At 75.2% G+C, this 12,095-nt stretch carries 8 protein-coding genes and 1 pseudogene; 4 read left to right on the forward strand and 5 right to left on the reverse strand.

Going from position 1 to position 12,095, the window contains the following annotated elements; all coding sequences use genetic code 11:
- The 3 genes and pseudogenes from CR470_RS29530 to ligA all read right to left on the reverse strand — a co-directional run.
- Window positions 1–329 (reverse strand): annotated as a pseudogene (locus CR470_RS29530) (hypothetical protein); the annotation flags it as partial.
- 47 nt (window positions 330–376) lie between these two features.
- A complete protein-coding gene (locus CR470_RS29535; RefSeq protein ID WP_097870553.1) occupies window positions 377–1,093 on the reverse strand; it encodes a rod shape-determining protein in 717 nt (238 codons plus the stop codon).
- A 629-nt stretch (window positions 1,094–1,722) separates the two neighbouring features.
- Window positions 1,723–3,849 (reverse strand): NAD-dependent DNA ligase LigA, encoded by a 2,127-nt coding sequence (gene ligA / locus CR470_RS29540; RefSeq protein ID WP_179892404.1) that lies wholly within the window; start codon window positions 3,847–3,849, stop codon window positions 1,723–1,725.
- A gap of 158 nt (window positions 3,850–4,007) precedes the next feature.
- On the opposite strand from ligA, the gene CR470_RS29545 reads away from it, so the two are divergent.
- Window positions 4,008–5,060, forward strand: coding sequence for a LacI family DNA-binding transcriptional regulator (locus tag CR470_RS29545; protein WP_097870554.1), 1,053 nt, complete (start codon window positions 4,008–4,010; stop codon window positions 5,058–5,060).
- 59 nt (window positions 5,061–5,119) lie between these two features.
- Here the strand turns inward: CR470_RS29545 and CR470_RS29550 are convergent, their stop codons facing one another.
- Window positions 5,120–7,297 (reverse strand): phage holin family protein, encoded by a 2,178-nt coding sequence (locus tag CR470_RS29550; protein ID WP_097870555.1) that lies wholly within the window; start codon window positions 7,295–7,297, stop codon window positions 5,120–5,122.
- A 306-nt stretch (window positions 7,298–7,603) separates the two neighbouring features.
- Between CR470_RS29550 and CR470_RS29555 the strand changes: the two genes are divergently transcribed.
- Both CR470_RS29555 and CR470_RS29560 read left to right on the forward strand, forming a co-directional pair.
- Window positions 7,604–8,380 carry an MBL fold metallo-hydrolase gene (locus tag CR470_RS29555; protein ID WP_097870556.1) on the forward strand — a complete coding sequence of 259 codons (777 nt, stop codon included), beginning with the start codon at window positions 7,604–7,606 and terminating at the stop codon, window positions 8,378–8,380.
- The gene (locus CR470_RS29560; RefSeq protein WP_097870557.1) at window positions 8,377–9,027 is read left to right on the forward strand and encodes a DedA family protein; all 651 of its coding nucleotides are present in this window, start codon (window positions 8,377–8,379) and stop codon (window positions 9,025–9,027) included. Before CR470_RS29555 ends, CR470_RS29560 begins: the two co-directional genes overlap by 4 nt.
- Before the next feature lie 127 nt (window positions 9,028–9,154).
- On the opposite strand, the gene CR470_RS29565 is transcribed toward CR470_RS29560, so the two are convergent.
- Window positions 9,155–10,387, reverse strand: a complete 1,233-nt coding sequence (locus CR470_RS29565) for an aminotransferase class I/II-fold pyridoxal phosphate-dependent enzyme (RefSeq protein WP_097870559.1) — start codon at window positions 10,385–10,387, stop codon at window positions 9,155–9,157.
- A 301-nt stretch (window positions 10,388–10,688) separates the two neighbouring features.
- Here CR470_RS29565 and CR470_RS29570 point away from each other — a divergent pair.
- Window positions 10,689–12,095 (forward strand): bifunctional phosphatase PAP2/diacylglycerol kinase family protein (locus CR470_RS29570; protein WP_179892405.1); only part of this gene is annotated, 1,407 nt, incomplete at its 3' end.

The raw sequence follows: 12,095 nt of genomic DNA on the forward strand, positions 1-12,095 counted from the left end.
GCTCTGGGCTGCTCGTGCCCGGCCCGCGCCACCGCACCCGGGCCCGGCTCGGCCGCGACCCCGCTCGCGTGGTCCGGCCTCCCGCGGTCGGATCCGCCGACCTGGAGCGCGCGGTGCCGGACGTCGTGGCCGGTGCCATGCCCCGCGCGGTGCCGGACGTCATACCCGGCACGGTGCCCGGTGTGCCGGGTCTGCGGGGCGGCGGGCACCGAGGCGGCTCCGGTGACGGCGGGCGCGAGGCTCCGGGAGGCCGGAGCGGGCGCGGCACCGGTCGCCGAGGCGGCGCCGCCGACCAGGGTGAGAACGGTGAGGACCAGCGCGGCCAGCACACACCGCACCCGGGACGCGTTCGGCCGGGAAGGTCCCGGGGGCGGCGTCACCTCGGTCGGCCGAATGGCTCGGGCGACACCGTCCGATGGCGGAGCACGGAGCTGAGGATCTGTCCGGCGCCGCGGACGACCGTGGTGGACGGGTCGTCGGCCAAGCGCACCCGTGTGCCGAGGCAGCGGGCGATGCGCTCGGTGACATCGGCTCGCAGCGCGCCGCCGCCCGCGAGCACGGGGCCCTTGCGCAGGGCTCCGCGGATCGCGCCGTGCCGGTCGTGCCGCCACATGGACGTGATCATGTCGAGCACCGTGCGGACGAGGACGGCCGACAGGTTCGCCGGATCGAGGCGGTCGAGGTCGTCGAGTCCGCTCTCGGCCTGCCGGGCGTCGGCGACCAGGCCGTTGACGAGGAGCGTGACCTCGGTCAGCTCGGCTCCCATGTCGACGACGAGGAGAGGGCCCGTCTCCCTCGGACCGGCGTACGCGGCAGCGGCCCGGGCGCTGCTGAGAACCAGGACGCGCGACGTCCCGAGCCCGGCGAGCAGAGCGCGCGCCGCTGTGCGGTGTTCGGCCCCGGCGAGTACCGGGTGACTGAGAACGATCACGCTGTCGCTGCGGTCGGGGCCCAGGGCCGCGTCGGCGATGCGGCCGAGCAGCCGGCCGCAGGACTCGGCGTCGACGATGCGCCCGCGCCGGACCGGCCGCTCGTCGCCCCCGTGGGAACCGGAGCCGGGGAACGGGTCGAGGACCAGTCCCCGGCCGGGCACCCAGGCGCGGGTGCGCGAGCTGCCCAGGTCCAGGGCCAGCCCCCGGGCGGCCGTGGGGACGCCCGGGGGCTGGCCCTGGGCGCGTAGCTGCTGGTGGTGCGTCCGGAAACCTCCGTGGAAACGCCCCGCCCCGAACGCCCCGGCACCGCTCCCGTCACGAAGCGGTCCGGGGCCCTTCCCCCATGGGCCCGCACCCGGGCCGAGCGGCCCTCGCCACTCGCCGGGCACGGAAGTGAGCGGGCCGCGAACGGCCGGGGCCGACGTGGCCGGAGGAGCCGCGGTCAGGGCGGGTACGGCCGAGGCAGGAACGGGCGGGGCAGCCACCGCTCCGTCAGGTCCCCCGAATCCGTCAGGTCCGTCAGGGCCTCCCGGTCCGCAGGGGACGGGAAACCTTCGGCCCGGGGCGGCGTCACCGGATGACGGCGGGACGGCGCGACCCGGTCGCTGTCCGTCGTGCACAGAACGCATCGTCCCTCACCCCCGGCCGCCCATCGCAGCCGCCCACGCACCCGTCGCCCCACTGATAGCGAGGCACGACCGAGCCATCACTATGCAATACGGGGTGGTGGAACGCCACTTCCTCGCTGATTCACAGGCGCGCCGATACACCGTGTACGGCAGTCACCGGCTCAGCTCTCCCCCTCCGCCGCCGCCAGGAAGGCGCCGACCAGCTCCGCGAACTCCTCCGGCACCGCGATCCGGACCCCCAGTTCCTCGGCCTTGGTGCGCTTGGATCCGGCCTTCTCCCCGGCGACCAGCAGACTCGTGCGCTTGGAGACGCTGGAGGACGACTTGCCACCCGCTCGCTCGATCAGCTCGTTCATCTGGTTGCGCGACAGCTTCTCCAGCGCTCCGGACATCGCGCCCGTGACCACCACGGTCATCCCGGCCAGGGGCAGCGAGCCGCTTCCGGCGTCGCCGTCGGCCTCCGCGTCCGCGCCGGCCGCCTCCTCCGTACCGGGCTCCGGGGGCGGAGTCGCGCCCGGCTCCGTCATCGTCACCCCGGCCGCGATGAGCTTGTCGATCAGCGGTGCCAGCTCCACCAGCTCGGCGACCACCGCGGCCGCCTTCTCCTTGCCGATGCCGTCGACCCGCTGGAGCGTCTCCGCGTCGGCGGCGACGATCCGGTCCATCGTGGCGAAATACCGCGCGATGCGGCGCGACATGGAGCGCCCCGTGCCCCGTACGCCCAGGGCACAGAAGACCCGGGACAGCGGCCGGGTCCGGGCGGTGTCGATGGCCGCCAGGAGGTTGTCCGTGGAGGTCTCGCCCATCCGGTCGAGGGTGAGCAACTGCTCCCGCTCCAGAGTGAACAGGTCCGCGAAGTCCGCGACGAGGCCCGCGTCGACGAGCTGGACGACCCGTGTGGAGCCGAGGCCCTCGATGTCGAGCTGATCGCGCCCCGCCGCGTAGGAGACGGAGGCGACCAGACGGCAGTCGCGGCCCCGGGTGCAGCGCCAGCGCTGCTCGGTCGTGTCGATGTCGGAGCCGCACTGCGGGCAGCACTCGGGGAAGGCGATGGGCGTCTCGCCGCCGGTGCGCAGGTGCACCACCGGCGCCTCGATGCGCGGGATGATGTCACCGGCCTTGTAGACCATGACCTGGTCGCCCAGCCGCAGGTCGCGGCGGGTGATGTCGGCCGGGTTGTGCAGGGTGGCGTAACCGACGGTGGAGCCGTCGATCTCCACGGGTTCGAGGACGGCGCGCGGCGCGATGATGCCCGTGCGCCCGACGTTCCACTCGACGGCCAGCAGGCGGGTGATCTTCTCCACGGCGGGCAGCTTGTAGGCGATGGCCCAGCGGGGCGCGCGGGTGCCGGAACCGGCCTCGCGCTGGTCGGCCGCCGAGTCGGCCTTGATCACGATCCCGTCGATGCCGAACGGCAGCGAGGCGCGCAGGGAACCTATCCCGTCCACCCGCGCCTGGACCTCCTCGACCGTCCCGGCCCGGAGCGGTGCGACGTCGGTGCCCGCGGCCGTGTGCACGCCGAGGCCGGCGACGTACGCCAGGACCTCGCTGTGGGGCAGCTCGGCGAGGGTCCCGGCGAGCTCTCCGGAATCGGGCAGTGGCAGCGCGCCGTAGGCGAAGAAGGTCGTCTCCACCCGGTAGGCACGGTCCTTGGCGCGCAGCGTGCCCGCCGCCCCGTTGCGCGGGTTGGCGAAGGGGGCGCCGCCGTGTTCCGTACGGATCGCGTTGCCCTGTTCGAACTGCTCGTTCGTCATGAGGATCTCGCCGCGCACCTCGAGGGTGACCGGGGCGGCCAGCCGCTCCGGCAGGCCGACGACGGCGCCCGCCGCGTGCGAGACGTCCTCGCCGGCCGTGCCGTCGCCCCGGGTGATGAGGCACTCGAACCGGCCGTCGCGGTAGCGCGCGGCGACCGCCAGCCCGTCGAGCTTCGGCTCCACGCTCCACGCGGTCACCGGCCTGCCGATCCGGCGCTCCAGCGACGCGGTCCAGGTCACGAACTGCTCCGGCGAGAACACGTTGTCCAGCGAGAGCATGGGCACCGTGTGCGGCACGTCGCCGACGGCGGCCCCGCCCGCGACCTTGCCCGTCGGCGAGGCGGCGAGCACCTCCTGCGGGTGGTCCGCCTCGTACGCGGCTATTCCGCGCGCCAGCCGGTCGTAGGCGTCGTCGTCGAGCGCGCTCTCGCCCGTGGCGTAGTACGCGGCGGCGGCGAGGGAGGCCTCTTCCACCGCGGCGGCATAGGCGGCGGCATCGGCGAGCACAGCAGCTGAGTTCGTCATGGCCACCATTCTTCCGCCCACCACTGACAACGCCCGGACGCCCGCGAACCGGCCCGCGCCCTCGTGACGGCGCGCCAGGATTTCCCGGCCGAGCGGGAACGGCTGCCGGGCACGGGGCGGGGCCCTCGGCCGAACGGGGCGGCCGGGCGGCGGGTATAAAGGGCTCCATGACAGCCGAAGTGCCGCAGCCCGTACGCCCCGCGACCTTGGAGGACGTGGCGGCGGTGGCCGGTGTGTCACGGGCGACGGTGTCCCGGGTGATCAACGGGGCGACGACGGTGGATCCCGCCCTGCGCACCGTGGTCGAGGAGGCGGTGGCGACCACCGGTTACGTGCCCAACCGGGCCGCCCGCTCGCTGGTGACGCGGCGCACCGACTCGGTGGCCCTGGTCGTCTCGGAGCGGGAACGGCGGCCGATGTCCGAGCCGTTCGTCGGCCGGATGTTCTCCGACCCGTACTTCGGGCGGGTCGTCAGCGGGCTGCTGGAGGTGCTGCGCCCGGCGGGCATCCAGATGGTCGTCATGCTGGCCGACGACGAGGCGTCCCGGAGCCAGTTGCTCTCCTATCTGCGCCACGGCCATGTCGACGGGGTCGTGCTGATCACCACGCACGCCGACGACCCGCTTCCCGGGCTGCTCCAGGAGACCAGGATGCCCGCCGTCCTCGCGGGCCGCCCTCACCGTCCGTCCCCGCTGGCCTATGTGGAGGTGGACCAGCACGCCGGGGCGCGGCTGGCGGCCGATCACCTGGCCGCGCTGGGCCGACGGTGCATCGGCACCATCGCGGGGCCCCAGGACATGCCCGCGGGGCAGGTGCGGCTGACCGGTTTCCTGGAGGCCCTCGCCGCGCACGGCATCGACGACGTGGCCTGCGCCGAGGGGGACTTCACGCATCTGGGCGGGGCCGCGGCGATGCGGCGGCTGCTGGCGGACCGCCCCGGCCTCGACGGGGTGTTCATCGCCTCCGACCTGATGGCCCTGGGCGCGCTCCCGGTCCTGCTCCGGGCCGGGCGCGAGGTGCCGTCCGACGTGGCGGTGGTCGGTTTCGACGACAGCAGTGCGGCGGCGGCCTGCGACCCGCCCCTGACCACGGTCCGGCAGCCGGTGGAGGAGATGGCCGCGGAGATGGCCCGGCTGCTGCTGAAGCAGATCGGCGAGCCGCGCGGCCCCTCGCCTTCCGTGCTCTTCCCACCGACGCTGGTACGACGGCAGTCGGCCTGATCCAGCGGCAGGCGGCCTGATCCGGCGGCGGGACGGCCTGCCGGAGGGCGGCCCGCCGGTCAGGCCGTCGCACCCGGCGTGTCCGGCACCGGGGCATCGCCCGGGAACGGCTCGTCCGCCAGGCCCGCCCCGCCGAAGCCCTCGACCCGCACCGGTACCTGGGGGCCGGAGGACTCCTGGAGCCAGCGGGTCAGCACCCGGTGCACCGCCTCGGCGCCCACCAGCCCGCCGCCCGGCGGCGTGGGTGCGCCCTCCGCCGTCTCGGCGGCCACGATGTCGAGCGGGTCCGTCAGTCCGCGCGGCCAGAGCAGGAACGGCCGGGACTGCTCGCCGCCGAGCCCACCGTGCGAGCCGACCTGTTCCTCGAAGGCGTGCACGGTCCCGGTGGCCGGGTCGTAACAGGAGTTGACCATGACGTCGGCGACGTGCGGGAAGGTGTCGGTGCGCCGTACGGCGGATGCCGCCCCGACGCCGAAGACCGCGAGCGGGCCCTCCCCGTCCGTCAGGTCGGCGACGGGCACCTCGGCCCCGCCGGGCCCGAGCACCACGGAGCCGCGCTCCCCGCAGCGGACGAGGAGGAAGCCGATCCCCGGGTGGTTGGCGAGCGTGGAGAGCAGCGCCGGGTGGCGGCGCTCGATCTGTTCGCGGGAGGCGCGGCCCTCGATGTCGGGGAAGGAGATCAGCCCGAGGTTGCCGGAGGCCAGCACGATCGGGTCGGAGAGCTTGGCCGGGTGCTCGGCCTCCTGGCCCTCGACGGGGCGATGCAGCGCGATCCGGACCGCGTCACGGGCCTCGGAAGCGCTGCGGGAGCGCTGGGCCCGGCGGGGCACCGGCAGTCCGCAGCCCGCCCGGACGAGCTCCTTGAGCGTGAGCCCGTACTTTCCCGCGAACGTCTCCCCGGGGCTCTGGCCGTGGTCGGAGAGAAGCACGATCCGGTAGGCGCGCGGCGTGTGGTCGGCGATCTTGGCGATCAGGGCGAGGGAGCGGTCGAGGCGTACCAGGACCTTCTCCGCGTCGCGGCTGTGCGGGCCGGAGTGGTGGGCGACCTCGTCGTAGGCGACGAGGTCGGCGTAGACGGCGGTGCGTCCGGCGAACATGTCGCCGAGGACGGCGGCGGCGACCACGTCGCGCTCCACGACGGTGGCGAAGGCGCGGATGAAGGGGTAGAGCCCGCCGCGCTTGATCCGCGGGGTGACCTTCCGGGCGCGGGCCCGGGTCGACTGGCCGATCTCGCGGAAGACCTCGGCGACGAACGAGAGCGCCGTACGGGTGGCGTTGGCCGGGTCGGAGAAGTAGGCGAAGTATCCGGCGCGGGAGCGGCGGCCCTTGCCGCGCCGGGCGGCCATGGAGAGCACCAGGGCCAGCTGTCCGGCCCCGCCGCTGAAGAGGTTGCCCCGGCTCGCGCCGTCGACGGTGAGCAGACCGCCGTCGCGGGTGCGCTCGATGGCCCGGCGCTGCATTTCGAGGGCGCTCGAGGGGCGGCTGGAGACCATGACGGTGCGGGTCTCCTTCTCGTACCAGCGGAACGCGGGCACGTCGTGGTTGCTGCCGTGCAGGATGGCGAGCTGGCTGGCGCCGGTCTGGCTGGACCAGTCGGTGCGCCAGGGGGTGAGCCGGTGCCCGGAGGAGTCGGCGAGCCAGCCGGCGACGGTCGGCATGAGGCCGTCGGCCGCGGCCTTCACCAGGACGTCGTGGCCGACTCCGTCGAGCTGGAGGAAGACGGTGCCGGGCGGTCCGTCGCGGCCGGGTTCCGGCTGGCCCGGGGAGCGTCCGCGCCGGCGACGCCGGTCGGCGAGCCGGGACAGCCGACGACGGTAGGCCTCGTCGTCCCGGACGGCGAGGGCGGTGGAGGTGGCGGAGGCGACGGCGGACATCACGGCGGCGACGACGACCGCCGTCTCCGGGTCGGCCGCGCCGCGCCCGTCCGGGATGAGGCGCAGCGCGATCAGCAGCAGCGAGCCGTTGAGGAAGAAGACCAGGGCACCCAGGACGAGCGCGGGCACGATGAGCAGAGCCCGCACGAGGACGGGCCAGACCAGGGCCGACAGGAGGCCGAAGGCGCCCGCGCCCCAGGCGGCGGTGAAGGCCGTCTTGGTGATGGTGTCGCCGTCGTCGGCCTCCAGCTGGAAGTCGGGCAGGGCTCCGGCCAGGACGAGCATGGTGAGGGTGGACACCGCCCAGACCACGATCACCCGCATCAGGGCTCTGCCCGCCGTACGCCACTTCCCGTCACCCACGCCGGTCCACCTCACGCCCTTCCGCCCCCGGGGCCCCGGTCGTCCGGAGCCCGCGCTTCAGCTTTTCACAGCCCCGGCGCCGGTCAGCGGCTTCGGCGGGAGGCTCCGAGTCCCGGCGGGACGGAACGGGGGGCGCATAGGCTCGTACCGGCAGCGCACCCGGGTACGGGCCGCGCGCGCCGCGCCGGGACACGGTCACGGCGCCCCGGCGCCCCGCGCCCCCGGGTCATGAGGCCACGGGATCGCGGGACCACGGATGTACCGGATGACGGATGACGGGGATCGAGCGAGGAGGCCGAGGCGCCGGTGGAGATCACCTGGTGGGGTCATGCCACCTGCACGATCGAGGACTCGGGGGTGCGGGTGCTGACCGACCCCCTGTTCGTACGGCGTTTCGCGCATCTGCGCCGCCGCCGGGGCGAGGTGCCGCCGCCGCGGGCCGCGGTCGCCGAGGTGGTGCTGGTCTCCCATCTGCACTCCGACCATCTGCATCTGCCGTCGCTGGCCCGGCTGGCGCCCGGGAGCCGGCTGGTCGTGCCGAGCGGGGCGGTGGCGGCCGTGCCGGGACTGCGGATGCTGCGGCGGATGCGGCAGCTGCACATCACCGAGGTGAGGCCGGGCGACACGGTGCGGGTCGGCGAGGTGCGGGTGCGGGCGGTCCCCGCCCTGCACGACGGGCGGCGACTGCCGGTCGGGCCGCACCGCGCGCCGGCGCTCGGGTATGTGATCGAGGGCGAGGCCCGGACGTACTTCGCCGGGGACACGGGCCTCTTCGACGGGATGGCCGACGCGGTGGGGCCGGTGGACGTGGCGCTGCTGCCGGTGGGGGGCTGGGGACCCTACCTGGGGCACAGCCATCTGGACCCGGCCCGCGCCGCCGAGGCGCTGACCCGTCTCGCGCCGAGGTCCGCGGTGCCGGTGCACTACGGCACGTACTGGCCGATCGGGCTGGACGGGGTGCGCCCGCACGAGTTCCACGCGCCGGGTGACGAGTTCGTACGGCATGCGGCGAAGCGGGCGCCCGAGGTGACCGTGTATCTGCTGGGACACGGCGAACGCGTCAGACCGGAGGCAGGCCGGTGATCCAGGAGATCCAGCAGGCGGTGCGGGAGCTGCCCGCCGAGTCGACCCAGCAGGCGATCGGCTATCCGACACTGTTCGCCCTGGTGGCACTGGGGTCCTTGGTGCCGGTGGTGCCGACGGGGGCGCTGGTGAGTTCGGCGGCGGTGGTGGCTTTCCACCAGACGTCGCCGCTCGCCCTGCTCTTCGTGTTCCTGGTGGCGTCGGCCGCCGCGTTCCTCGGGGACGTCTGCCTGTACTGGCTGGGGCAGCGCGGGGTCCGGTCGAGAAACGGCTCGAAGTGGCTGGGGGCGATCACCCGCCGGGCCGCGCCCGAGCGGCTGGCCCGGGCGCAGGAGAAGCTGGCTGAGCACGGTGGGACGGTGCTGGTGCTGTCCCGCCTCGTGCCGGCCGGCCGGATTCCGGTGATGCTGGCGTGCCTGCTGGGCGGGATGCCGTTGCGGCGGTTCGCCCGGGGCGACGTTCCGGCCTGCCTCGCCTGGGCGGCGACGTACCAGTTGATCGGCATCCTGGGCGGTTCGCTGTTCCCGGAGCCGTGGCAGGGAGTGGTCGCGGCGGTCGCCCTGACGCTGCTGATCAGCGGGGTTCCGGCGCTGTGGCGCAGGCTGCGGTCGCGGTTCGGCCAGGGGACGGGCGACGCGACGGGCTGAACGTTCTGCCACCGACACGACGGACAGAACGTTCTGCCACCGACGCGGGCGGCCGTGACACGACGCCGACGCCCCGGAGCCCGGCTCCTCCGCCGGCTCGGGCTTCCCGGCAACCGTGCGACCGTGGTCAGCGCAGCGCGCCGAACACCGCGGCGAAGCCGTCCAGCGCCCGCGCCACATGGGCGAGCTCCAGCGGCTTCGCGGCGGTGAGGGACTCCGTCCGCTGCCGCGGCGTGGCCCCCAGCAGCGGTCCGGTGCCCAGGCGTACCCGCAGGGCGCCCAGCTCGTCCCCGAAGCGGTGTCCGCCCGGGGCCGGTGCGCCGAGCCGGTCGGTGAGGTACTCCTCCAGCTCCATGGAGTCCGTCACGCCCAGGTCCGCCAGCCGGGAGCGCAACGGGCCCAGGTCGGCATAGAGGTGACGGCCCGCCTGCGGGGGGCGGGCCAGCGCGCCGGAGCCGAGGACCGCGCGGTGGGCGGCGGCGGCGACCTCGGCCTGGAGCGCCGCGGCCCCGCGGATCCGCTCGCGTACGGACTCCGGCTCCCCCAGGGCGTGGGCGGCCGCGTGGGCGACCGGAGCCGCGACGAGGGCGCCGAGCGCGGTGAGGATGTCCAGGGCGCGGGCGTGCCGGACGGCGGCCCGGGCGGTGTCCGGGAAGCGGGCGACGGCGACCGGCCAGGCGGCCGGTACGAGGGCTCCGGACAGGTCGCTGATCACCGTGACGTCGTCCGGGCACATTTCGGCGGGGCTGAGCAGGACGGTGTCGCGGGGCCGGTGCACGGTGTCGCGCCAGGTCTCGTCGCTGATGATGTGCAGCCCTTCGCCGACCGCCGCTTCGCAGGCCTCGCGGACCAGCTCGGGCGGGGCGACGGTGGCCGTCGGGTCGTCCACGACGGACAGCAGCAGCAGTTTCGGCCGGCCGCCCTCGGCACGGACCCGGCGGACGGTCTCCATCAGGGCATACGGGTCGGGTACGCCGCCGCATTCGGCCGGGGTCGGCACGTGGTAAGCGGGGCGCCCCAGCAGCCGGGCCTGCGGCATCCAGGCGGCCGGGCAGGGGCGCGGCATGAGGACGTCGCCGCCGTGGGCGCCGATCAGGGCCAGCAGGAGCGGCTGGGCGCCGGGGGCGGCGGCGATGCCGCCCGCCGTACCGTGCAGTCCGCGCCGGTCCCAGTAGCCGCGGGCCGCCTCGCGCAGGACCGGCCCCCCACCCGGGGGTTCCGGGCGGGTCCGGTCGGAGGCGGCGGCGAGGACGGCGGCCAGTTCGGGGAGGACCGGAAGGCCGGGGTCGGGGGCGGGCGGCCCGTAGCGCACGGGGCCGTGGTCCTCGTGCGCGGGTGCGTGGTCCTCGGTCCCGTGCATCCGGCCCTCCTCCGCCACTCTTCGCTCGGCGTCCGCGGCGCCTCCGCCGCGCCGCCCGGGAACATCGGCTCCGGATCCGGGTTCTCCGGCTTCGCTCTCCGGGTCGACGGCCTCCGACACGTTGAGTCGACGACCGCTGGCTTCTTTATACGGAGGTTCCGGGCGGCCCGCCCGCCCAGTCGCGCGCCCCCGCCGGGGCGGTCGCCGCGTGGGCTGCTCCGCCGGTCGGTGTGGGAACCCGTGGCCGGGGTCTCAGCGCGCCTGCTGGTTCAGCGTGGCCCGGCCGGGTATTCGCTGAGCCATGTCCTCACCGAGAACCTCATCCGCCACCGCCACCGCCACCGCCGCCGCTCCCGCCGTCGCCCGGTTGCGCGGCTGGCTGCAGGAGCGGGACCTGGCCGTCTTCCGGAGCGTCGCGGACCGGCACTGGCCGGGCGCCGATCCGCTGCTGCCGCGGCTGAGCCGGAGCGCCAACCACGGACTGCTCTGGTTCGGCGCGGCGGCCGGCATCGCGGCCCTCGGCAGCAGTGCGCGCTCGCGCCGGGCCGCGCTGCGCGGGGTGGCGTCCCTCGCCGTGGCCTCGGCGGCGATCAACACGGTCGGCAAGGGCGCGGTGCGCCGCGAGCGGCCGGTGGCGGACCTGGTGCCGGTGGTCCGGCAGCTCAAGCGGCAGCCGATCACCACCTCCTTCCCCTCGGGCCATGCGGCGTCGGCGGCGGCCTTCGCCACCGGGGTGGCCCTGGAGTCCAAGGGCTGGGGCGCGGTCGTGGCCCCGGTCGCGGTGGCCGTGGCCGCCTCCCGCGTCTACACCGGGGTCCACTATCCGAGCGATGTGCTGGCGGGTGCGGCGCTCGGCATAGGAGCCGCGTTCGCGCTGCGCGGGGTCGTGCCCACCCGCGGCCAGCTGCCCGCTCCCGGCCGTCCGCCGGGCGAGGCCCCGGCGCTGCCCGCCGGGAAGGACCTCGTCGTGGTGGTGAATCAGGAGTCGGGCACGGCCACCGCGACCGCGCAGCTGGTGCGCGAGGCGCTGCCCGCGGCGGAGGTGGTGGAGGTGGATCCGAAGGAGCTGTCGGACGCGCTGGAGAAGGCGGCGGGCCGGGGCCGGGCGCTGGGCGTCTGCGGGGGCGACGGCACGGTGAACCTGGCGGCCTCCGTGGCGGCGACGCACGGGATGCCCCTGGCGGTCTTTCCCGGCGGCACGCTCAACCACTTCGCCTACGACCTGGGCATCGAGACCGTCCACGACACCGCCGCCGCTCTCACCGCGGGCGATGCCATCCGGGTGGACCTCGGTCGCTTCCGGCCGGGGCCCAAGGGTGCGGACAGGGCGGACGGGTATTTCCTCAACGCCTTCTCGCTGGGCGTCTATCCGGAACTGGTGCGGACCCGGGAACACTGGTCGCCGCGGATCGGCGGCTGGCCTGCGGGCGTGCTCGCGGCGTGCCACGTGCTGCGCGGGAGGCGACCGTTGGAGGCCGAACTCCAGGGACGCAGGAGGCCGTTGTGGCTGCTCTTCGTCGGCAACGGACTCTTCCAGCGGGTGGGCCCCGCCCCGGGACGCCGGCACAACCTGGCGGACGGGCTGCTGGACGTCCGAGTGGTGCACGGCGGCCGGACACCGGCGTTGCGGCTGCTGGCGGCGGCGGTGGCCGGACCGCTGACCCGCTCCCCCGCCCATGCCGCGGTGCGGCGGAGGCGGGTGCGGATC

The sequence above is a fragment of the Streptomyces sp. rh34 genome (genome assembly GCF_002551245.1).
Taxonomy (GTDB): Bacteria; Actinomycetota; Actinomycetes; order Streptomycetales; family Streptomycetaceae; genus Streptomyces.